This window comes from Hydrogenophaga crocea (assembly GCF_011388215.1).
GTDB lineage: Bacteria > Pseudomonadota > Gammaproteobacteria > Burkholderiales > Burkholderiaceae_C > Hydrogenophaga > Hydrogenophaga crocea.
The window spans coordinates 172576-194246 of the sequence record NZ_CP049989.1 but is presented as its reverse complement, the minus strand read 5'-3'; the positions used below and the strand labels follow the sequence as shown (position 1 = coordinate 194246).

General features: G+C 60.4%; 19 protein-coding genes and 1 pseudogene. 10 read left to right on the top strand and 10 right to left on the bottom strand.

Going from position 1 to position 21671, the window contains the following annotated elements; translation table 11 throughout:
• Positions 1-52 precede the first annotated feature (52 nt).
• Both G9Q37_RS00900 and G9Q37_RS21795 read right to left on the bottom strand, forming a co-directional pair.
• Positions 53-931: an AraC family transcriptional regulator gene (locus G9Q37_RS00900; RefSeq protein WP_166223210.1), complete on the bottom strand. Its 879-nt coding sequence runs from the start codon at positions 929-931 to the stop codon at positions 53-55.
• Between the two features lie 218 nt (positions 932-1149).
• Positions 1150-1431, bottom strand: a pseudogene (locus tag G9Q37_RS21795) (integrase core domain-containing protein); the annotation flags it as partial.
• A gap of 1023 nt (positions 1432-2454) precedes the next feature.
• On the opposite strand from G9Q37_RS21795, the gene G9Q37_RS00890 reads away from it, so the two are divergent.
• Both G9Q37_RS00890 and G9Q37_RS00885 read left to right on the top strand, forming a co-directional pair.
• Positions 2455-2700 carry a hypothetical protein gene (locus G9Q37_RS00890; RefSeq protein ID WP_166223204.1) on the top strand — a complete coding sequence of 82 codons (246 nt, stop codon included), beginning with the start codon at positions 2455-2457 and terminating at the stop codon, positions 2698-2700.
• Positions 2701-3066: 366 nt separating this feature from the next.
• Positions 3067-4227: a hypothetical protein gene (locus tag G9Q37_RS00885; RefSeq protein ID WP_166223201.1), complete on the top strand. Its 1161-nt coding sequence runs from the start codon at positions 3067-3069 to the stop codon at positions 4225-4227.
• 503 nt (positions 4228-4730) lie between these two features.
• Here the strand turns inward: G9Q37_RS00885 and G9Q37_RS00880 are convergent.
• Positions 4731-6698 (bottom strand): hypothetical protein, encoded by a 1968-nt coding sequence (locus G9Q37_RS00880; protein ID WP_166223198.1) that lies wholly within the window; start codon positions 6696-6698, stop codon positions 4731-4733.
• 154 nt (positions 6699-6852) lie between these two features.
• Between G9Q37_RS00880 and G9Q37_RS00875 the strand changes: the two genes are divergently transcribed.
• The 4 genes from G9Q37_RS00875 (at position 6853) to G9Q37_RS00860 (ending at position 11346) form a co-directional block, all read left to right on the top strand.
• A complete protein-coding gene (locus tag G9Q37_RS00875) occupies positions 6853-8580 on the top strand; it encodes an ATP-dependent nuclease (protein ID WP_166223175.1) in 1728 nt (575 codons plus the stop codon).
• Positions 8573-9964 (top strand): UvrD-helicase domain-containing protein, encoded by a 1392-nt coding sequence (locus G9Q37_RS00870; protein ID WP_166223172.1) that lies wholly within the window; start codon positions 8573-8575, stop codon positions 9962-9964. Before G9Q37_RS00875 ends, G9Q37_RS00870 begins: the two co-directional genes overlap by 8 nt.
• Before the next feature lie 68 nt (positions 9965-10032).
• Positions 10033-10488: a hypothetical protein gene (locus G9Q37_RS00865; protein WP_166223169.1), complete on the top strand. Its 456-nt coding sequence runs from the start codon at positions 10033-10035 to the stop codon at positions 10486-10488.
• A 60-nt stretch (positions 10489-10548) separates the two neighbouring features.
• The gene (locus G9Q37_RS00860; RefSeq protein WP_166223166.1) at positions 10549-11346 is read left to right on the top strand and encodes a hypothetical protein; all 798 of its coding nucleotides are present in this window, start codon (positions 10549-10551) and stop codon (positions 11344-11346) included.
• A gap of 218 nt (positions 11347-11564) precedes the next feature.
• Here G9Q37_RS00860 and G9Q37_RS00855 read toward each other — a convergent pair whose 3' ends face one another.
• Both G9Q37_RS00855 and G9Q37_RS00850 read right to left on the bottom strand, forming a co-directional pair.
• Positions 11565-12008, bottom strand: coding sequence for a helix-turn-helix domain-containing protein (locus G9Q37_RS00855; RefSeq protein ID WP_166223163.1), 444 nt, complete (start codon positions 12006-12008; stop codon positions 11565-11567).
• A 97-nt stretch (positions 12009-12105) separates the two neighbouring features.
• Positions 12106-12543: an HU family DNA-binding protein gene (locus tag G9Q37_RS00850; protein ID WP_166223161.1), complete on the bottom strand. Its 438-nt coding sequence runs from the start codon at positions 12541-12543 to the stop codon at positions 12106-12108.
• Positions 12544-13192: 649 nt separating this feature from the next.
• Between G9Q37_RS00850 and G9Q37_RS22010 the strand changes: the two genes are divergently transcribed.
• Positions 13193-13348 carry a RusA family crossover junction endodeoxyribonuclease gene (locus G9Q37_RS22010; protein WP_420810302.1) on the top strand — a complete coding sequence of 52 codons (156 nt, stop codon included), beginning with the start codon at positions 13193-13195 and terminating at the stop codon, positions 13346-13348.
• On the opposite strand, the gene G9Q37_RS00840 is transcribed toward G9Q37_RS22010, so the two are convergent.
• Positions 13314-14420 (bottom strand): DUF4238 domain-containing protein, encoded by a 1107-nt coding sequence (locus tag G9Q37_RS00840; protein WP_166223157.1) that lies wholly within the window; start codon positions 14418-14420, stop codon positions 13314-13316. The genes G9Q37_RS22010 and G9Q37_RS00840 overlap by 35 nt on opposite strands.
• Before the next feature lie 76 nt (positions 14421-14496).
• Here G9Q37_RS00840 and G9Q37_RS00835 point away from each other — a divergent pair, with 76 nt between their 5' ends.
• Positions 14497-15393, top strand: coding sequence for a DUF3800 domain-containing protein (locus tag G9Q37_RS00835; RefSeq protein WP_166223155.1), 897 nt, complete (start codon positions 14497-14499; stop codon positions 15391-15393).
• Between the two features lie 306 nt (positions 15394-15699).
• Here G9Q37_RS00835 and G9Q37_RS00830 read toward each other — a convergent pair whose 3' ends face one another.
• Positions 15700-16497 carry a hypothetical protein gene (locus G9Q37_RS00830; RefSeq protein WP_166223153.1) on the bottom strand — a complete coding sequence of 266 codons (798 nt, stop codon included), beginning with the start codon at positions 16495-16497 and terminating at the stop codon, positions 15700-15702.
• Positions 16498-16681: 184 nt separating this feature from the next.
• Between G9Q37_RS00830 and G9Q37_RS00825 the strand changes: the two genes are divergently transcribed.
• Positions 16682-17011, top strand: a complete 330-nt coding sequence (locus G9Q37_RS00825) for a helix-turn-helix domain-containing protein (RefSeq protein ID WP_338074441.1) — start codon at positions 16682-16684, stop codon at positions 17009-17011.
• A gap of 6 nt (positions 17012-17017) precedes the next feature.
• On the opposite strand, the gene G9Q37_RS00820 is transcribed toward G9Q37_RS00825, so the two are convergent.
• From G9Q37_RS00820 to G9Q37_RS00810, 3 genes are read right to left on the bottom strand one after another with little or no spacing between them, the layout of a single operon-like run.
• Positions 17018-18781 carry a recombinase family protein gene (locus G9Q37_RS00820; RefSeq protein ID WP_205710701.1) on the bottom strand — a complete coding sequence of 588 codons (1764 nt, stop codon included), beginning with the start codon at positions 18779-18781 and terminating at the stop codon, positions 17018-17020.
• On the bottom strand, positions 18781-19161 hold the full coding sequence (locus G9Q37_RS00815; protein ID WP_166223151.1) for a DUF2924 domain-containing protein: 381 nt from the start codon (positions 19159-19161) through the stop codon (positions 18781-18783). Before G9Q37_RS00815 ends, G9Q37_RS00820 begins: the two co-directional genes overlap by 1 nt.
• Positions 19158-19571 (bottom strand): DUF3489 domain-containing protein, encoded by a 414-nt coding sequence (locus tag G9Q37_RS00810; RefSeq protein WP_205710700.1) that lies wholly within the window; start codon positions 19569-19571, stop codon positions 19158-19160. Before G9Q37_RS00810 ends, G9Q37_RS00815 begins: the two co-directional genes overlap by 4 nt.
• Positions 19572-19665: 94 nt before the next feature.
• On the opposite strand from G9Q37_RS00810, the gene G9Q37_RS00805 reads away from it, so the two are divergent.
• The gene (locus tag G9Q37_RS00805; RefSeq protein WP_240936470.1) at positions 19666-21390 is read left to right on the top strand and encodes a recombinase family protein; all 1725 of its coding nucleotides are present in this window, start codon (positions 19666-19668) and stop codon (positions 21388-21390) included.
• Positions 21391-21671: the final 281 nt, after the last annotated feature.

Below are 21671 nucleotides of genomic sequence, written 5' to 3'. Positions count from 1 at the left end.
GACCGGCCGATCTGCCGGCTGTCCAAAAAGTCTGGTGACTTTGCGGACACGCTCAGATCACGTGCGAGCGTGGGCCGGCCGGCGGCTCGAACAGGTTGACCTTGCGGCGGTAGTCACTGGGCGTGATACCCAGGTGCGCGCGAAAGAAGCGCGAGAAATGGCTGGGCGCGGAGAAGCCGAGTTCGTGCGAGACATCGCCCACCGGTTCCTGGCTGCGGGTGAGCCGCTGCACCGCCGCCTCGAAACGCAGCACATTGGCGTAGACCAGCGGCGTCACGCGCGTGTCGCGCTGGAACAGCGTGAAGAAGTGGGCGCGCGACAGACCGGTGGCGGCGGCCAGTCCGTCGACGTCGAGTTCGCGCGCCACATCCTGGCGCATGAGGGCGATGGCGTGGCGGATGCGGGGGTCCATGGCCACCGGCGGTTTGCTGCGCAGCAGGCTGGCCAGATCGCGCCAGCCCGAATAGCTCTCGACCACGGCGATGATGAGATTGAACAGCAGATCCTCCAGGCGTCCGGGAGAGACCTCATCGTCCCACCAGAGTTCGAGCACGAACTCCTCCACCATCTTGCGGGTGGCTTCGGTGAGTCGTACGCAGGGTTCGGGAAAGAAGCGCGGATGGCCGGACAGTGCCAATGAGCGCTGCAGCTCGGCCAGCCAGCCGGGCTCGATGTAGAGCGCCAGGATCAGCGTGCGCGCACCGGGAGGCGCTTCGTGTTCGTAGGCGTGGTGTTCCCAGGCGTTGACGAGCACGGCGGTGTCGTCCGTGAGCGGTGCGCGCTCTCCCCGCACGCGGAAGGCGCTGTCGGCACCGCCCGCCTTGATCAGGATGTGGCAATGATGATGGGCGTGCCCCACCAGCGGTGCGTCCATGTCTAGTAGAGCAACCCTGCCGAAACGCCCCTGGAAGATCTTGATGGCTGAGGACAAGTTCGAACTCCTGGACCGAACGATACCGGGATCTCTGGTCACTGAACAGGTGCCGTCGACAAGGACATCCGGGTGGTTTCCCAGGGTGAGCGACCCCGGTAAGCGCAATGCAGGAACTTGTACATGTGCTCCACCGAACGGGGCTGATTGCGAGGCCCTGAGCGAAGCGCGCTATGCGCCCACCCCATTGTTGAAGTCCCCTCGAATTCCTGAGCCAGTCAGAAGTAGAGGTTGGGGAACAGTTTGACACGGTACTCGACCGGTGGGATTCGGCCGAGGGACTCATGGGGGCGCTGGTGGTTGTAGCGATGCAGCCAATCGACCGTCATGTCACGTACTTCCTGCAGTGACTCGAAGACGTAGCAATCGAGCACCTCGGTGCGGTAGGTCTTGTTGAATCGCTCGACGTAGGCGTTCTGCGTGGGTTTGCCGGGTTGGATGTGCTGCATGGCGATGCCCTTGCTCTGAGCCCACTGGGCCAAGGCATTGGCGATGAACTCCATGAACCGCCCCGGGATTTGAGAAGGCTCATTTCTCCGAGAGGATTGGGCCATGAACAAGAAGTCGAACAAGTTCTCACCCGAAGTGCGCGAGCGCGCGGTGCGCGTGGTGCAGTAGCACCGTGGCGGGTACACGTCGCTGTGGGCGGCCACTGAATCGGCTCTTCCTCATGGGCTCCTCGCAGGTTGGGAGCCATCTTCCTGGAAACTGTTGGACTGAAGAAACCGGGCAGGTCACCCTCTCCGGTTCCTGCACCGGGAACCGCAGAGGCCCAACAACGACAGGCGATCGCTTTGGACCAAGAAAGGGAAATGCACAACGCAGATGACCAAAGGCTGCACGTACCCACGCACGCACAACCGCGTCAGCCGCAACCCAGAAAGGAGCAGCCCCGGCAACCAAACCGCTGCGAACAACTTGGAGCAGAAATTCGGCCTTTCCCGTGCAAGACGCGCGCGTGCGCGCGCGCACTTCTTTGAAGGGTTTCCAGCATTCGCACTGGAGTTGCCATCGACACCCAAACCGCTGAGAACGGTTCGCTCCGACCTACCCCCACCGCCAGCGAGTCTGGAGCCCCTGCAGTGCAGGGGCTTTTTTTGTTGGGTGAATGCGAGGCGTGGTGCGGGGTTGCGAGGGGCTGGGAGATTTCTCTTGGCTCTCAAAAGTACCGGCAGTGGCCCTCTCGGGCGGGCCACGAGGGGTTTTCTCTCAAACGCGGGATCCGGCCGATCCCGTTAGAGCCGGATCGCCACATCTGCCCGCGATGTGGTCAATCGCTCAGGTCACAGATAGTTCTACAGCCCAACCACGCACCGGTCAGTCCGTGCATCCGTGGCCTTGGGCCAAGGGACGCGCCCGAGCACTGAAGCTTAGGCAGCGCGTCAAGGTCCGCACTGCAGCGTGAGAAGCAGTTCGACGTCGGCGGGTGTACTCACGGTATGCGCCATGCAGCCGATGCCAGTCCGGCGACCAGCGCGAGCCCGAGCGGCGGCTATGCGCGGTCGGCTAGTTAGACTGCACCAATGGCAAGCCAATCCATCAATTCCCAGAACGTGGTGAACGTCGAGTACTGCGGATGGCGCATCAAGGCGCGATGGTTCTATTCTTTCTGGGGAGCATCCGAGGGGTGGGTTTGCTATGTGGGTGAAGGAAGTGCCCAGCCCAAGCTCAATATTGGTCGATTCTCAAACAGTCAGGTAGCAGTAGAGCGTGGTAAGGATTATGTTGACCGAGCCAACGAGAAGGCTCGAAAAGCAGCGGCGAAGTGAAGTTGGTTATCGATGTCTCTGCAACCGCTCCAGTATGGTCTTCTCCAGCAACTCGGAGAAACAGGGCGAGCGAGTTCGGACGAAAGGCTCCATTCTGTAGAACACAGCTTCAAGGCTCCGCAAATATTCAAGGCATATTGGCGTCTGCACTCCGACGATGACCTGCGTGCTGCAGATCTTTGGCAAGGTCGAAAAGCATTTCGCAGTTGGCAAGTTCCTTCGGTGCCCAAATGGTGATGCCCAACAAGTAGCACTTGATGCGGTCGGTTAGTTGATCGCTGGTCACCACGTCCTCAAGAAGCTCAGCGATGACTACCGCGGCCTGCCCTGGAGTGAAATGTCGGCAAAGCGAATCTAGGAGCGCCAATGATTGATCGCGAGAAGCTCTTTGCGGAGCATCAGAGCAATCCGCAAGTGAGCATTGCAGACCATGTTAGCCAGCGAGTGGCTGAGGTTGGTCGACGGGTCAAAAGCCGCAAGAAAATTTACCTCGACACAAGATACTGGGTATTTCTTCGTGACGCATGGCTTGGTAAGCCAAAGAGGGCTGAGCATTTGCAGCTCTTGGAGCAAATGCAAGCGGGGGTACGTGCGAGCCAGTTGGTCTGCCCGGTGAGTGATGTGGCCTTTATGGAGCTCTCTTCCCAGACCGACGACGCGACTCGAATGGCCACCGGTCAGGTGTTTGATGCTTTGAGCTTTGGGGTTGCCTTGCAAACCGAGCAGATACGCGGACGTCAAGAGCTGGAGGAATTCCTACGGACTCCTGACGTTGAAGATGCTAGGGGGGCACTGATAGAGAAGTCTTGGACGAAGGGTTGCTTCATCTTTGGGCCCCAATTGCCCGTAACCAAGAGCTTGTCTAGAGAAGATAACCGGGTGCTTCAAAAGTGCTTGGTCGATGAGCTTTGGGAGATGCCCTTCTCCGAGCTGATGAAGACCTCAAGCTCGCATCTGAATACCTCGCTCAAGTTTGAGGAGACGGCGGCGCGTCTCAACTCTGAAATGCGAAAGTACCAGAGTGAGATTCGCTCGTTCGAACAAGCGTTCGTTGCTGAGGTCGCTGGTTCTTTGGATGTGTACGCCGATGACGCGTTGACCGTAGCGTTGCAGATATTCGCCGAGAGAGGTCATCAACGCGACTCCCTCAGTGGTGAGGAAGTACTTCACCTCCGGTCGACGCTGCGTACTCTGCTGGTGAATGCTTTTCGTCTGGCCCCATTGAAGATGGCCAAGCGCATGCCTACGTTTTTCATCCATTCAATGAGTCACGCGGGCATTCGAATAGATGCCCAGCGAAAGTTCACCGGCAACTTTCTGCGCGACCTTCACCACGGGACTGCAGGGGTGGGGTATCACGACCTTATGTTGACTGAGAACCCGTTGCGAGTGTTGTTGACTAGTGGAAAGCTTGCCCTCGACAAGACGTTCGGTTGCCCCGTGGTATCCGATGAGGTCGAGGCACTTCGTCAGCTTGGCCGTCTGTTAGGGCAGCAGGAATCCGACGTCGTGCCGCTCAAGAAGTGAGTGGAGTTGGCGTTGACCATTTACTTCAGAGATTCAGCTGTGGCTCGTCGCCAGCGCGCTCGAAGGGCCGGTTTCGGAGGCCGCTGACGTTCGATTCGCGGACGCGAACGTCTCGGTCCAGTCTTGAGCCGCCACACGGATCCCGGACTTCGGCTACGCAGCGGTTGCGGTCCTACGGCGCTTTGAGTTTCCGGACTTCTTTGTGACACCAAGCGGTCGCTGCCGTTTAGATGCGTCGTGCAAGCGACTCAATGTAGCGTCGAGCCGCTCGCCCGGTTCGCGCCAGTCGTCAACGCGTTCGTATTCGCCCGCCTCAAGTCGGCTAAGTGTTCGACCTAGGCCACTCGCGTCAGGTCGCCGCCCGGCGTTTAAATAAGCCAGCGCACTGGCGGTTCGGATCAACCGCAATCAACTCAAATATCCTCGATGCTGGGCAGGCACGAGAAAGAGTCACAGGACTTTCGTTGAGATCCCACCGCTTAGTTGAAGCTGATCCGTTCCAGTCATTCGATCGCCGATGCGTCGTCTCCCCCATTGCCTACGATAGCTTGAACCAACGCAGCGGTGTCGCCCACGAACGGGGCGGGCTGAGCTCGCCCCTGCGTGAGATAGGCGGGAATGGCCTTCGGGAGCGGGATGGCCTCTCTCGGGAGCTGATTGAGCGTGGTCTCCAACTTCGTCTTCAGCCTCGCATAACCCACGCCAGCCGCGTAGTCGATCAGCTTCTTCAGCATGTTCTCGTGCATCGCCAGTACGAAGCTGCGCTTGTGCTTCTGGCGTATCAGTTCGAAGAACTCCGGGGTTCCGGCCCGCTCATAGTTGACTTCGGCCGCGTAGGCTGCAGGGTCCTCGCCCACCACGCGCTGCCTGTACATGACCAACATTCGACCGTAGTCCGTTGCGACTGTGATCAGATCGTCTTCGGCTGGCGGCGACTTCTCCGCGATCTGCGCTGGATCCAACCGTACGGGCATGAAGAACTGAAAGTCGCGGCCTGATAGTAGGGACATTGCGTCGACCACCAACTCCATCTGATCTCGTCGCGAATGAAGCCCCTTGGCGATCGCCAAACGTTGATCCTTTGAGAAGCGCAGGTAGTTCTCACCCAGATTGAAAGCAATGAACTCAAAGAGGTGGTCTGGCGTTAACTCCATGTCGACCTCCGATACGCCGATCACCGACCACCCCATCTCGTCGTTCTTCTTCACGAATGGGTTGAGATCAAACTCCGTATACAGCGAGGCTCGGCAGGGCGAAGCTGCAAGCGCGGCAAAGAACTCTCGGAGCGAGTCCTTGTCATGATGCCCTGAAGCAGCTTCCACGAACTCGCCAAGAACCCTTTTGAACATCAGCGTGTTGAGCCCACCGGTGTGCACGATGGCCATCCGCATGAACCTCACCATCGCATCCATGGCCAGTCGAGTACCGTGCCCCAAGTCGTAGTGACTCAGCACCTGGATGCACTCGGCGACGTTCTCGCTCAACTGGGCTGCATTGAAAAACGGTTCGATGTGTCGGATCTCATCTGCGCAGTGGAGATACAGGTTCGACTGCACGCCGAAAGGATCCTTGCTGCAGACGAAGTTGCTCACGTAGGCCACTACTCGCTTTAGCTCGTCGAGTTGCAGCGCCGACGCATGTGCCATCAATTCCGTCTCGCGCTCCTTGCGCCATTTGGCGATGCGAACGGTCGGATCGCGTCTGGTTCTTTGCAAGATGAACGCCGGAGTGAGCCTCAACAGTTCATCAGCACTGAAACGATTTGAGGGGAACACGCTGCCCCAGACACGTGCATAGTGCTCATGGCGCACAGTAGATCGTGCGATGGCGAAATTGATCGAGTCGGAGTGAGAGTAAGGCTTGCCGTTGTTGCCGGTCGCCGGCTGCTCCCATGCAGGGAAAGCCGACTGAATCTGATTGCCCCGCACCTGAATGCGCAGTTTCATGGACTTAAGTGGCTCATCAAGCAATGCGTACCCGTACAGTAGGCCGGCCGGTTGCGCCGCCGTCGGATGCGTGGAGTCCTCCCGATCCAGGTTCTCAAGGGCCTCGGCGAGAGTCTTGATGACGTCGTCCTCCGAGTAGCCCAACGGGTACAGGGTCTTCCATAAATAGCCTGACTTGTAGTTGACGTCCGGCATCCTGGTGATAGCAGCCGCGTCGCCTGTAAACATCCTTCGCGGAATTTTCAGAGTAATGACACCGTTCTGAAGCTCCCGCGCATAGAACCAATCGACGTGACAGTCGACGTCGTACTCGAGCAGGTGCACGACGCCCGCGTGTTCCTTTAGCAGCTGCTCCCAACCGGTCCATGTGTGAAGCCCCCCAGACAGGACCACTTCGGGCATTCGCTTGCCGAGCGCATTGACCGGACGGACAGCCGTCTCACCGACGAATATGTGTTTGAGCGCCGCCTCAGTAAGCTCGTACTTGCCCTGCTCTCCAAAACGGAGGGGGTACACCCTTGCCATCTCCATCTCCATCTCCCTGGCGCAATGGATCCGCGCCCGCCGACATTCTGGCGCACCGTGTGCTTCACATCAGACGCGAACAGGACGGGTCCATTGACATACTATCTTCAGGGTGCAATTCAAGAGTCAGCACCCCGGAGGCGAAAGGGAGCACATGCAGATCAGACAGCTCAGGATCCAGAACTTTCGAGGCATCGCCACTTTGGAATGGAAGCCAGGTTCGCCGTTCTGTTGCCTGATTGGCGCGGGAGACTCGGGCAAGTCCACGCTCCTTGACGCGGTCGAAGCCGCGCTTTCGTCCCGTTGGTTCTCCTTCACGGAGCCGGACTTCCTAGACGGCGACACCACCATGCCCATAAAGGTCGAGGTGACGGCAGGCGAGCTCTCCAAAGCCTTGAAATCCGATGAGCGCCTTGGCCTTTACATCCGGGGCTGGACATCAGTCGGAGAGCTTCGCGACGAGCCTGAGGACGATGATGAGCCCGTCCTGACGGTGCGGCTCACGGTTGATGCCACGATGGAGCCCGTCTGGGAGCTGGTGTGCGACCGCATCGATGAGCCGCGAACACTGTCCAATCGAGATCGGGCCCTCTTTGGCGTGGTGCGATTGGCCGGCGAGGACGCCCGTCATCTAGCATGGGGACAAGGCTCGGTTCTCGCCAAGCTCACCGGGGATAGCAAGGAAGCGGCTGGCAGGCTGGCCGAGGCCTACAGCGCGGCGCGGGCGAGCGCCAATTTAGGGGAGATCCAATCGCTTGCGGACGCTGCTTCGCGTGCAGAGGGCTTCGCCAAGGGCCTGGGAGCCTACGTACAAGGCGCCTATGAGCCCGGCCTTGAGCTTGGCCGCTCCGGTCTTTCATCGGGGTCGATCGCGCTTCATGACAACGGTGTTCCGCTGCGCCTTGCCGGTCTGGGGACCCGGCGGCTGGCAACGCTAGCCATCCAGAAGTCCGCAATCGCGGAGGGCGCGATCGTGCTTGTCGATGAAATCGAACATGGACTTGAGCCCCACCGGATCCTCGGCGCCATCTCCCAGCTCAAAGGCGACCAGGCGCTCGCAGCAGCTGCAGGAAAGCCAACGGGCCAAATCCTGATGACCACGCATTCGGACGTGGCACTGGGCGAAGCGGGGGCCGAGAGCGTCCGCGTCGTGGCGACCGCCAGGCCCGGGCGCGCAGCCAGCGTTGTCCGGCCAAGCTCTCCCGATCTGCTCAAGCCCCTGCTTCGATACATGCCTCGGGCCTTGTTCGGGCGGCGCATCCTCGTTACGGAAGGCAACACAGAATTGGGTTTGTTGATGGGGATCCGCGAGCAGTGGTCCCAGAGGCGCGGGGGCCAGCCGATTGAGCATCTTGGCTCAACCATCGCCGATGGCAATGGCGCCCAGGCCCCGGCCATTGCCCTAGCGCTGGCCGCGCTGGGATACACAGTCGCGGTCTATCGCGACTCCGATGCAGCCATGAAGGCGGATGAGGCGGCTGCCCTGGCAGTTGCAGGCATACCCGTGTTCGAGTATGGAGGGGGCCTCAACACTGAGCAGGCCATCATCCACGCGGCCAGCGATGAGATGGTCCAAGCCCTGTTGGCATTTGCTCGCGAAGAGCACACAGCCGACTCGGTCGATAGCTGCTTGGACAACAAGATCGCTGATCTGGATGTCGCAATCATACGGCTCGACTTCGATGCCTGGGAGATATTCACGGTGCTCAGTGGCGCACAGTTGCGCGAAGCCATCGCCGATGTTGCCCACAAGAAGAAATGGTTCAAGGACCAGAGGCTAGGCCGGGCGGTGTCACCCCTGGTCTGGAGGATCGCAGAGGAGGATTCGGGATCCCCACTGGCTACCGCCCTCTCACAAGCCGAGGCTTGGCTGTATGCCTGATGCAGTGCAGCTCTCCGCCCTGGGCAATGCAGCCGTGGTCGCGCCCGCGGGGCATGGCAAGACGGAGATCATCGCCAACATCGCCGCCATAGGGCAGCGCGCATTGATCCTCACGCATACGCATGCGGGAGTCCACGCCATCCGCAGCAGGCTCAAGCGGCTGGGCATTGCGCACTCAAGGGTTGCCGTGGACACCATTGCGGGGTGGTGCATGCGCTACGCCCACTCCTTCCCAGGCGTGGCGAAGCCGCCATCCGACATGCCAAAAAGCGCTGACGAATGGGATCAACTTCATCGGGGGGCGACCCTGGCCCTCCGCGTGCCCGCCATCCGCCAGGTTGTTGCCGCGTCCTACGACCGTATCCTGATCGACGAGTATCAAGACTGCAATGGGCTGCAGCACCAGCTTGCCGCTGAGTTGTCGTCTATCGTGTCCACCTTGATCTTCGGCGACCCTATGCAAGGCATCTTCGAATTCGCCGGAGCGACCTTGGACTGGGATCGGGACATACATCCCACCTTCCCGTTGGCCGGCGCTCTTGAGACACCCTACCGTTGGGCCGGGAAGAATCCTGAGTTGGGCGAATGGATCTCTGAGACTCGGAGCAAGCTAATTAGGGGCGAGTCTATCGACCTCAGGGATCCTCGCATCTCTTTTCGATCATCGGGCGATGCCTTCGACATGGGAACCCTCTTCAATGGGCTAGAAGGAAAAGAGGGCAGCTTCGCAGCCATCCACTGCAACAAAGGCCTTTGCTACCGGCTTGCGAGGGCCGCCAATGGCGGATACCAGGCCATCGAGGAAATTGCGGCAAATCGCCTGCGCCAGTTCGCCTCTGAGTGGGATAGGGCGGGAGACGCAGCGACCCGTCTGCGGTCTGTGACATCCCTCATCGACGACTGCTTTCATAAGCGGACTCCAGCAGAAGGCGAGCCGGTGGACTTGGACGACGAGGCGATTAGAGCGCGCATGCTGGAGGCTGCAAGGACCCTGGGCGAAGGCGACGGCGCCTCTGCAGCCGCCGAGTTGCTGAACTTGGCCCGCAAGCGGCCCCGTTGGAAGCTATACAGGGGCGAACTGTGGCGAGACTGCGAGCGGGCCGTTTCGGACCTGGCATCAGGCAGGGTTACGGCGATGCTTGAGGCGACGGTGATCGTGCGCCAGAGGGTAAGCAGTTCAGGGCGTAATCTTCCCCGGCGAACCGTCTCGACGCCACTGCTGCTCAAAGGCCTTGAGTTCGACCACGTCGTCATACCGGATGCCTCGCACTTCGCGAGAGAGCGCCTCGCCCAGGCAAAACTGTTCTACGTTGCCATCTCGCGAGCCACGCGGTCGCTAACGATTTCGTCGTCAAGCCCCACCCTTCGACTTTCGATCCCCTGACCTTCAGAGCAACGCGTGCATCTGGAAATCTGCAACAAAACTGGCCTTGTTTACGAGGGAAATGTCGCATGACGCCTTCAGTTCGCCGTATTGCTGACCCGGTACTCCGTTCACTGGACGCTCGGGTGCGGCGCGGTGTACTGCGTCGCATCGACGCAATGGAGCGAGAACTTGCCTTCTTGGCTGGACGCGAAGACGAAAACGTCAGCTTCATTCGAAGACGTGGCTGGAGCGACGAACGTCTGCAAGTCCTCTTTGTCCTGAATAGCGTTTACCAGCAGGTCCTTGGACCGATCCAAGCGGCAGCAAAGGCGGGTCCCGAGGGACTCGGAAGCACCATTCCGGTCAGACATGGCACAGCGACTTTCAGTCGAAAGACGGCAGGCAACGTACAGGTTGCATTGAAGGACTTTCTGGTGATGGTCGATATGCTCAAGCTACAGCAGAGTTGGCTGCATTCCAACACTTGTGGAGATGTGGTGTTTGCCGTTGCTTCGTTCGAACGCACGCTGGAGCGAGGCTGAGTCTTGGCAACCACGTCACCCCCCTCAGTTCCAGCTTGGCTCGCGCTAGCCCGGGCCCTCATGACCAAGTTCGCGGCCGATCACAAGCTCGTACTCAGCGCAACGGAGAGGCAACTCTCGGCGGCATTCGAAATTGCTTGCCTGCATGCGCTTCTGCGCTTCTACAAGCGTCAGGGTTACACACTTGCGCTCGAAAACCTGAAGAACAGGGAATACAGGTACCTGACCTCGCCCTCCGGCAACCCAGCCAACTTCTCCTACGTGACCCTCAGTGGCAAAGATGGCGAGTTCGAGGTGCGTCAGCAGGTCCGTGTCGAGTCTCATGTCGCATCGGACATCCGGTTCACACCTGACATCCTGGTGCTACTGAAGGACTCCACCATTGACGCGGCCACCAACGCGGACTTCGCTGCAGGGAAGCGCAAGCTCTTTTCAGTCAAGAGCGATCAGGTCGTGGCTGCGCACGAGTGCAAATCCATGAATCCCTTTCCGGAATTGATGGTGAGCTTCGTCGGCATGTTGGTCACAGCGCACCGTTGGTACCCAAACGGAACCGAGGTTGCTCCTGCACGCAAGGGACACCTCGCACCGACGTTGTTCGTTGGCGGCACAGCCCGCGCGCTGCACCTCAAAATGATTGCCGCAATGGAGACTTCATACCAACTCAATATCGTCGTCGGCATGCACGCGGGAACATGGAGTTTGAAATCAGCCAAAAACAGACTCTTGTGGCAGGGCGCCCAGGCGGCGGGCAATGTTCCAACGGTGGGCGCGCCCAAGTTGTCGGGGACGACTTCGACGCAACCGGCCACACCCGCCAAGTCCAAGAGTGCCAAGAGCGCCGTTGAGAAAAAGTGAGTGCCCTAATGGCGTCCGTTCCGCGGGCTTGGTTTCAATGCGGATGTCTCCGACGAAGAGCCTGCCCTGAGTCGATTAATGTCAGTTGACCGCTGTTCGACAGAGCCGACATCCAGCCATGCAGCCCGAGTGACTCACACCAGTCTGAAGCGGGCGCTGTTCCCACATTGCACCCAAACGGTAGCGGCAATGCAGCGCGAGCCATCCGCGCCGCCTGGTCAGTTGGCCTCGATTACTTTCCAGGCTTCGCGCTTACCCATGCTCATGGCCGCAAAGTAGCGCTCGAGCATCGAGGCGCGCGGGGTAACCTGACCGGATTCCCATTTCCACAAGCTGAGGGAGGAGATGCCAAACAGTCGCGCCATCTGCGCCTGACTCATCCCCAGCGCCTGGCGCTTCGCCTTTAGCCGATCGGCATTGAAGCTTCGCTTGCGCCCTGGTCGCTCTGCGTCCTTCTGCTCGACAACGGCCGGTGCAGCGTGCATCACCGCCTTCTGTGCCGAGCGTAGCTGCGTGCCGAGCTCCTTGACTGTCCGCTTGAGCAAGGCTATCTCGGAACGGTGGGCAGTGACGGACTTGCGAAGCGCCGCTAGGTCCTCACGAACCTCCTTGCGAGCGATGCGCGAAATCTCTTGCTTGAGGGTTTGGGCGAGGTTAGGCATGCGCCCATAGTACTCAATTGGTAAACCGAGGGGCAAATTCAGAGCGCGCAGAAGAAAGGGCTCCCGTGGGAGCCCTTTGCGTTGGAGACCTTGCCTATTACAGCGCAGCGTCCTTCACCTTCTTGAAGAAGCGCGCCTTGACTTTCACCGATGCCGGCTTGGCTGCAAACATGCGCTCGACCTTGGTGAACGGATCGATGCCTTTGCGCGCCTTCTTGGCCGGGACCTGCAGCGCGGTGATCTTGAGCACGCCGGGCCACGTGAAAGCGCCAGCACCCTTCTTGGACAGCGACGCATGGATCGTGGCTTCAAGCGAACCTAGGACGCTCTTGACGGTCTTGGCGTCAGTGCCGGAGGCCTGCACCAGGTGATTCACCAGGCTCGTCTTGTTGAAGGTTTCCTTGATCGGCTTCAGCACGCCGGCGCCCTTTGGCGCAGCTTTCACAGCAGCCTTGGGGGCGGCCTTCACGGCTTTGGACTTGACCGCGGACTTCTTGGCGGCGGCCTTCGGGGCCGCCTTCTTTGCAGTTGCCATGCTTCGAGAGCTCCTGTTTTCATTGCGAATTGCCGCGCGAGCCGCGCGGCGCCCGGAGTCTACAGGGCTAGCCACACGCAGCAGCACTCGGATTCGCCCGCTCTGCGGTTACTGAACGCTGCTGACTGAAGGGTAGGTCCGCGGCAGACTGGGTGCGGCCCGTCCAGATGAACCGCTCGAATGACGGCGGTCACTGATACCGGACGTTGGCTCACATACGGGGCGAGCGACCCCGATTGGCAGGGAACGGGCGCCCGTGTGTTGCCTCTGAAGCACCTTTGGCTGCCGATCGTATCGGTCGGCAAGAACGACCGCCTCGCAGACGCCCGAATTTCGCTTCTTGTTGCCCGCTTGTAGCACCCTACTGACCTGCGATCAGATGGTGCGCTGCGCAGGGCGTCTCCCAAGAGCGTTTCAGGTAGGAAACCTTCATCTCCGCCTGCCTAGATTGCAGATTTTGGACGGTACCCTTGAACCAGGTATGACCGAGCAACAATTGCGCGGCGCCCAGGTTCTTGTCCGCGGCACACGCAGCAGCTTCGCCTCGGCCCGTCGCATGGAATCCCTATCCAGTCCCACCGAGCCCCACTCACCGAGGCTCTTCGTGTGTCGGTCACGTTCTACTTAGGCACGAAGAGGAAGCGCGACATTGACAACTTCAATACGCATCCTATTGGATGCAGGTACCGGGCTGCTTTGGGAGGATGACTCGCAGATCGTGGAGCTCACGCTCCGGAAAGACTACGACAAAACGAATCCGCGGATCGAGCTCATTGTTCTTCCGGTCGGTGCGGAGCCTGGCTGAAGCCAGCCGCTCTCCACCGCTCCTCGCGGTCCGGCATCGGCATTGCCTTTGGCATCGGCGGACCTTTCTCAGCGCTCCACTCGATGACCTTCTCCTCCTTCGGAGGGTGCTTGTCGCGGTAGTCTTTCGCCCGCTGCATGAACTGATCGTCCCAGCACGGGTCGTTCAGCGGCATCATGTACGGAAAGCGCTTGTCCACCGTGAATACGAAGTCGAACGCGTGCGAGAACATGCGGGTGTTGCACATGGCGATGAGCATCCCCTGCGCCTCTTCCACGCCGTCCTCCATCCCCTCGAAGCGACCCAGCAAGCAGCAGGAGTGCGTGAGCAGAAAGATGACCTCTGTGTCGATCATGCCGAAGCCAGGGCTATGCCGCATCATCGGCGGCACCTTGTCCGGGTTGTTCCAAGTGATAACCACTGGATGATCGGATGTGATGAACTCACCCTGATCCGGTGCGGCGTAGAGCAATTTCCACTTCCGACCGACGAGTGTTCGAAGGACGGTATCGAGTACTTTCAGCTCGCTCTTGATCTGGAGCTCTCGGAGGACGGTGACCTTGTACTCGCCACGCTCGTGAAACTCTTTCATCTGCTCGTAGGTGACGTTCTCATTGACGGGCTTGCCGTCGCCCTTCATCTGACGCATCTGCCCTTCCCAGCGCTCCTTCGTCGCGAGGGCCATGCTCATCGTCACTTTCGAAACGCGCTCAGTGAAGTCGCGCATGTTCTCGCGCATCTGGGGATGGCGCACGGCCAGTAGCGCCATGAGGTTGAGGACCATGAGCTTGTCCTCGCCTTCAAACGTCTTCGTCTGTTCGATCCGGAGGATCGCCTCACGTGCCTTCCCCTCGAACTTCGCCATCTCCTTTTCGAGCTTGTCCGGAGGATGGTCCTTCGTCTCAAAGCGCATGAAGTCGCGCTCTGCGCAGACGTTCTTCGTGTTCGGCTGAAAGTACGCGAGCTTCTTCAGGTCCGCCGCGTTCACGTACCAGTTCTTCCCATTCTTCCAGCCGAAGCCTCGAAGGTACGCCTGCGGGATGTAGTGATGAATCCGAGGCTCATCCGCCATCCGCGAATTATTCCCGCTTTGTTCGCGGATACCATTCGAACTGCCACAACAGGGAGGGATCGTGCTACTCGCGTACGTGGATGACTCCACCTCGCATGTCGGTGAGCGACGGCTCTTTCTCGCCGGGTACATGCTTCCTGAGGATCGCTGGCCGGCGTTCAATTGGGACTGGCTGGCCGCGCTCAAGGCAGGGAAGCCACTCAGCACCTTGCACATGACGCAGTCCTTCAAGGGTTGGTCTCACGACGAACGACTGATCAAGCTGCGGCAGCTCGTCGAAGTCATCGCGAATCACCGGCCGGTGTCGGTGGAGGTGTCTGTGAGTACCCGCGACTTCAAGGAGATTCTTGAAGACCACTCGCCCTACGATCTCCGGCACCCTTACTTTTCATGCTTCATCGCCTTCGCGGTCACTTCGGCCCGGACCGTGAATGAGCTCGGCTTGCAAGGTCCCATCAACTTCATCTTCGATGAGCAAGGGAAGCTTGGGACCGATGCGGCCATCTGGTACGAGCCCATGCGACAGATGCAGGCGCCAGAAGTCCAAGCGCTGATGGGACCGAAACCAGTCTTCCGGAGCGACGACAACGAGCCCGGACTTCAAGCCGCGGACATGCTCGCGTGGTTTCGGCGGCTGCTGTCAGAGCCAACGTGCACTGACGAACAACGCTTGTACGCCGACGCCATCATCTTCAATCATGGGGTCGCGGAGATTCCGAAGGAGATGCTGGAATCGTGGGCGGCGCACTTCGCGACTGTGCCCGGCATCGAGGACGTGAAAGGAAAACGGGGATCGGTAAATAAGACGATTGATCGTGTGCTGAGCGCCTTCCCTCCCGAGAGAGCGTTGTCCGTCATGGAGCAGGTGGACCACATCAGTAAACGTAGTCGGTGGATCAAAAATTTCCTGACCCGCGTCGGCCTCGAGCGTGTGTGGAAGTGGTATGCGAAGCGACCGATCCGACTCCGGTAGCGGCTATCCACAGCGTGTGACGCGCCCGACCTTGAGATACACGAGAACGCGCTGCGCAAGTGGAGGCGGCCGCCCGCTCGCCGGGGCTCGGCGACATGTTGTCTAGCTCTGACGTTGACAGTGCCGCCCGAGGTCGGGCCGAGCGAGATAGCTGACTGCTTTAGAGCCGTTTGCGGCATGTCGATTCCGCTACTTGAGCGACCGCAACCGCTGCACAGCAGCCCAACGCCATTCGACACGAGCTGAAAGCCAGGCCTGGTCCAATGGCTCCTCACACGAAGTTGCGTCGCACCGTGCGTGCCGAGTTCAACGGGTTGGCACAAGGTACCCGACTTGATCAGCCGTCAGCCAGTACCCATCCCTCTTCGACTCGAGCGTGCCAGCTACAGCGAGGTCGAACAGACTTGGCATCGCGGTTGCGTCGAATCGAGCGATGGAGTTGGGCAGCAAGACATTGAGGTCCCTGTACTTGACGACCCAGCTCTTGTCGTCATGTACCCGAAGCTTGTCTTTGTGAATCGTCAACGCTGAGCGCACGCGACCATTAACGTACCGCTCGGGATGGAGCGCAATGCTCTCGATCTCTTTGACCACTTTAGCAATTGGGCGCCTCACCCGCTCTTGCGGCAGGCTATCGATCAACGTCAGATTCATTGGCCGGCGGCCATTTTCAATGGACGGGCCGTCCTCGGTGTTAACGATAAATCGATCAAACTCGGTTTTGTAAACCGGCGGGGTCCCTGGAATCTCAATCGTCGTGGTCACACGGAAGGTGACGGTGTAGTTGCCATCCGGATCAAGACCGGCCTGCAGCCACTGATCCAACAACTTGGCAGTGGGGATCATCCCGGTGTGTTGAAACAGCGGGCGCTCGTCCAGCGACATGAACACCCGCTCCTTCGTGGGGCCCTGCACCTCACGCAGGTACAGATAAACGGGCTTGCCCAGGTACAAAGACGGGTTTCGGAAGTACGTGCCCGCGTCCGCGGTCACCGCGCCCTCTTCAATCTTTTCCTCCCCAGGCTTATCGCCGCCAAACGAAATTGAATCGGGCAAACAGCCCGACAGCATCACGACCAAAACAAGAATCATCAGGTTTTTCATAAATCAGCTCTAGATTTGAATCACGAACACTCACCGGAACCCCTTGCTCCTACAAGCGACCCTCCCCTCGTTTACGCAATCGCACTTTCAAGCACCATCTAATTGCCATCTTACACTCAGTATTTCTTAGTGTAGAGCGCATGAGTTAACAAGACGATCCCGGCCTTGGACGTAGACGGGGTGCGTGTTGTTGGTTTTTCCGAAGAGGCTTAAAGCCGCGCGGCTGGCGGCTGGGCTGTCTCAAGAGCGGCTGGGCGTGCTGGCCGGCGTGGACGAGATGTCGGCCAGTGCACGGATGAACCAGTACGAGCGTGGCAAACACGCGCCAGATCACTCCATGGTGGCTCGCTTGGCCGACGTCCTGCACGTCCCAGTTGCCTACTTCTACGCGTCCAGCGATGACGAAGCCGCCCTGCTCCTCGCCTTTCACCGCTTGTCCATCGCTCAGCGCCTGGCCGTGCTGGACTTTGTGTCCCAGCAGCTGCCGGGCAGCGGTGACGCCTCTGCTCCCTGAAGCCAGTCATTGCGCCCGCCCTCCCACCCGGAGCATTTCTCGCTGAGCGCCCCAGGCCTCAGGCAACGGCACCGAAGTCAGCAGCTTGGCCGCATTGATCTCCTCAGGGTGCTCACCCTTCTCGATCGCCTGCACGATGTCCGGCGCCAGCAACGCGATGTTGATCACCCGATTCACGTAGCGCACGCTGAACTTCTCGCGCTCGGCGATTTCCTCGATCGACTGCCCTTCGCGAGTGAACTGCTGCAGCCAGGCCTTGCCCTTGGCCATCAGCGCCACGAGCGTCGGGTCAGGCTCGCGCTTCGTGGTCTGCCCCGCGGCGTTATCTCCGATCACTAGGCGCACCGCCATGCCGCAGCGTTTTCTTTTCGCTGGCACTGAGATCGTGGTACTCCCCTGCCCTGCTCCGTTTTGGGTCGCGGACTTTGTCTCTGACTTCATCTCCGCCTTCAGCACCCCGCAGCCCACCAGGTCCAGCGTGACGCGCACCTCCTCAGGCGCCACCTCCACCCGGCGCACCGCCTTAGCGATTTGTGCGCCTGTTTCATGCTGAATCGCCTGCCCCAGCTTCTTGGCACCGGTGAGCGCTTCCTGGGCCCGCTTGGCGTCCTTCCAGCCCACGGCATCGAGCACCCGCTTTTCACTCGCGCTCCACTCCATGATCGCCCGGACCACCAGCTTCTCGAGTTCACTGGCCGGCAGCCGGATCGGCTCACCCGGGTCGTCGGCTGGCGTCACGTAATACCGGTACTGCTTTTTGCCCTTGCGGGTGTGCGACGGGATGAGCCTGCGCCCGGTTTCATCGAAGAGCTTGCCGCTGAGCAGGCTCGGGGCTGCCGCTTTGGATTGGCTCTTGTGTCCCTGGCGGTTGGCTTCCAGGCGCTGCTGCACCTGGTCCCACAGCGCCTGCTCCACGATCGCCGGGTGCTGGCCGGGGTGGTTTTCTCCTCGGTGGGGGAGCAGACCCACGTAGATGGGGTTGCTCAGGATCCGGTACAGGTGTCCCCGGCTGAACGGCTTGTTGCCCCCAAATCCTTCCCGCTTGTTCTCCCGCTCGGGCGTGAGCCAGCCACGGGCCTGCAGCTCGGCCGCCACCTTGCGCACGCAGTTGAGCTGCAGGTACAGCGCGTAGATCTCGGCAATCCGTACAGCGTACGGGGCCTCAGGCTCCAAGGTTCGGCCCTTGGCCCGGTAGCCCACGGGAGGCACTCCCCCCATCCACAGGCCCTTGCGCTTGGATGCGGCGATCTTGTCCCGGATACGCTCTCCCGTGACCTCGCGCTCGAACTGGGCAAAGGACAGCAAGACGTTCAGGGTCAGCCGCCCCATGGAGGTGGTGGTGTTGAACTGCTGGGTGACCGAGACAAAGGAAACCCCCTTGGCATCGAAGAGTTCAACCAGCTTCGCGAAATCAGCCAACGACCGGGTGAGCCGGTCGACCTTGTAGACCACGATCACCTTGACCTTGCCGGCTTCCACATCGGCGATCAGCCGCTTCAGCGCTGGCCGCTCCACGTTCCCGCCCGAGAACCCGCCGTCGTCGTAGGTGGTGGGGTTGAGCGTCCAGCCCAGGCTCTTCTGGCTGAGCACGAAGGCCTCGCAGGCCTCGCGCTGGGCGTGAAGTGAATTGAAATCCTGCTCCAGGCCCTCTTCGGAGGATTTGCGGGTGTAGATCGCGCAAGCCAGCGTCGGAAAACCCATCTGGCCGGCCGCACCGCTCGTACCGGTCGTGCCGGCGACCAAGGCCTTGGCAGATGACTTCGACGCCATCAGCGCTTGACCCCGAAGAACGCCGGGCCCGACCAGGGCGTGCCGGTGATGGTGCGGGCGATGGCGGTGAGGCTGGTGTAGGTCTTGCCGCCGTACTGGAAGCCCTTTGGGAGGACCAGTACCTCGTAGGTGGCGCCCTGCCACTCGCGCAGCAGGCGGGTGCCTGGAGGCAGCAGCGGGGCCGCCTTGGACGATGGGGGCTGGGCCAGAGAGGAAAAAGGCGTCTTCGTGCCGCTGGCCTCGATTTGCGCCTGCCAGGCGAGCACCCGGCGCATGAGGCTGGTGTGCACGCGTGGCGGGGGCTCGCGGTGGAAGGCGGCCTTCCAGCGCGAGACGAGCACGTCGCGCTCGGCGGTCAGGATCTCTGCCGGAAAGCTCATTGGGCCACCTCCTCCCCGGCCGGGACGATGCGGTAGACCCGAACGCCGTCTTGCAGGCTGTGCTGCACGTTCAGGCCCAGGCGTTTTCGGAGTGAGCCGCTGAGCATGCCGCGTACGGTGTGGGGGAGCCAGCCGGTGAGCTCGGTCATCTGGGCCATGGAGGCGCCGGAGCTCAGCAAGGCGATGAGCTGGGATTTCTTGGTGGCGGTGGGGGGTACGGCGGCGAGGGTGGGAGTGAGTTTCTGGGGCGCGCGCTTGGCCGCAGGGCGAGCGGACTTGGCGGGGCTGCGGCGGGTAGCAGAGGCCTGAGGAGCCTTCGGCTTGGACGGGGTTTTGGCGGTGGCTTTTGAGGAGGCCTTGGCGGGGGATTTGGAAGCTGGCTTACAGGTCTTCGACGGAGCGCGTTTCATTGAGGTTCTCCTACGCCAACAGCGGCGCATAGGTAGTAACGCTCTGCATCAGCGAAGACCCAAGTCGAATCGGCAGTAGCCGTGGTGTTTGGTCATGATTCAACGCACCGCTTGCTATGTGCGGCGCGTTGATGAATGTGCTGGATACGTCCGCGGATTGGCAGATCGCAGCAAGCTCGCCATTTCCGGCACTCCGGCGCATCATGGTGAGCGACTGAGCAACCGGAGCCTGACGATGGATGCAGCCGACAACAGCGCCAAGGTCATACGAGCAGCGGCCTACGTCCGCATGTCCACCGATCACCAGGATCTGTCCATCGGCATGCAGCTCGATGCGATTCGGGACTACTCGCTCATCAACGGGATCGAGTTGGTTGACGTCTACGAGGACGCTGCCAAGAGTGGCCTACGGATCGCCAACCGGGAAGGCATGAAACGCCTCATCCGCGACGTGATGGAGGTCCCCAGGCCCTTTGACACTGTCTTGGTGTACGACGTCAGCCGCTGGGGCCGGTTTCAGGATATCGACGCCGCCGCCTACTACGAATACACCTGTCGGCTGCACGGTGTGTCCGTTGTGTACGTCAAAGAGAGCTTCGGTGCCAAGCAAGACGCGATGACTGCGCTTCTGAAAACCATCAAGCGCGCGATGGCGGCCGAATACTCACGCGAGCTGGGCATGAAATGCCGCGACGGCCAGGACAGAGCCATTCGACTCGGCTTCCAAGTCGGGCCCCTGCCCCCGCTGGGACTCACGCGCGTGGCAGTAGATCGCCTGGGGAAGCGGCGCCTGCTCGGACGAAAGCAACCCAAAGGCTCGCAGGCCGAGCGGGTCGCCTGGGTACACGGACCTCAATGGGAGGTCGATCTGGTGAGGCGGATTTTTCAGATGTACGCCGCAGAAGGCGGGTCGCTCAAGTCTGTTGCGCGACAGCTCCAATACGAAGGGGTCCTCACGGGTAACGGTCAGCGCTTTACGAACGACACGGTTTCATTACTCCTGCGCAACGAGGCGTTCATAGGGAACTTCGTTTGGGGAAGAGCTTATCGACAGAAGAAGAACCATCAGCGCGAAACGCGTGCTGACGGTGTGATCGAACCAGTCATCTCGCGAGCTCTCTGGGACACGGTGCAGTGCAAGCTGCAGCGACGTCGGTTCAAGAGGCGCACCAACGATCAGCTTCTTGAAGCGCTGCGACGCCAACTCGAGAAGAACCCCCTGCTAAGCCAGGTGGATCTTGAGAGAACGGGGATGCCGTCAAAGGAAACGTACAACCGTGCGTTCGGCTCGCTCCAAGCCGCCATGCGGCTGGCTGGCAGAGACGTTGGCAAGGTGCGAGAACACCACCTGAAGCAGATACTGGTGGCACGAGCAATCGGTGATCTGGTTCAGTATGACCTCGTCAAGCTTCTCGTGCGTGAGGGCATCGAGTGCACACCCCACACCAGGAGCCGGGTTCTGATCCTTGAGAATGGCATCCGCGCAAGAGTTCAGCTTTGCTGGCCGCACCCCTCGGAAGCGGGAAACCGGTGGCTGCTGCTCAAGAAGTCTCTGCCTGCAGGCGATTTGGTGATCTTCGCGGCCATGGATCTAGGACCCCAAGCCCACTGGTTTGGCGTTTCGAGCATGGAAGAGTTTCGACGTTTGCCACCATGGGTTCATCAGGATCCGCCAAGTGCTGTCAAGGCGCTCTACACGCCTGAGGCGATCGTGCGTGAGCTCAAGAAGCAACTTGCACGGCTGAACCCCTCAGCCACATACGCTGGCCTGCCCCGGGAGCGGCCGCTTGAAACGCAAAACTGCGCAACTCATCCATGAAAACAGACGGCTTGGACCCCAGGGCGTTTAGCGAGGTCGTCCAACAGGCGCTTGACGCGGTGGTCGTTCACCGAGTCAAGCACTGCCAACACGTAGATGTCCAATCGATAACCGCCATTCGTGCCGAGATTGAGGATCGACTGTCGATCGCACTTGATGCCACTGAAGGGTCAGAGCTCACTGGTGAATGGTCGTGGAGGGCCGCGGCACAAGCAATCGCGGGGGAGATTGCTGCAGCAATCATCCAGGATGGGCTTGCCGACTAGTGAGGGGGACGAAGG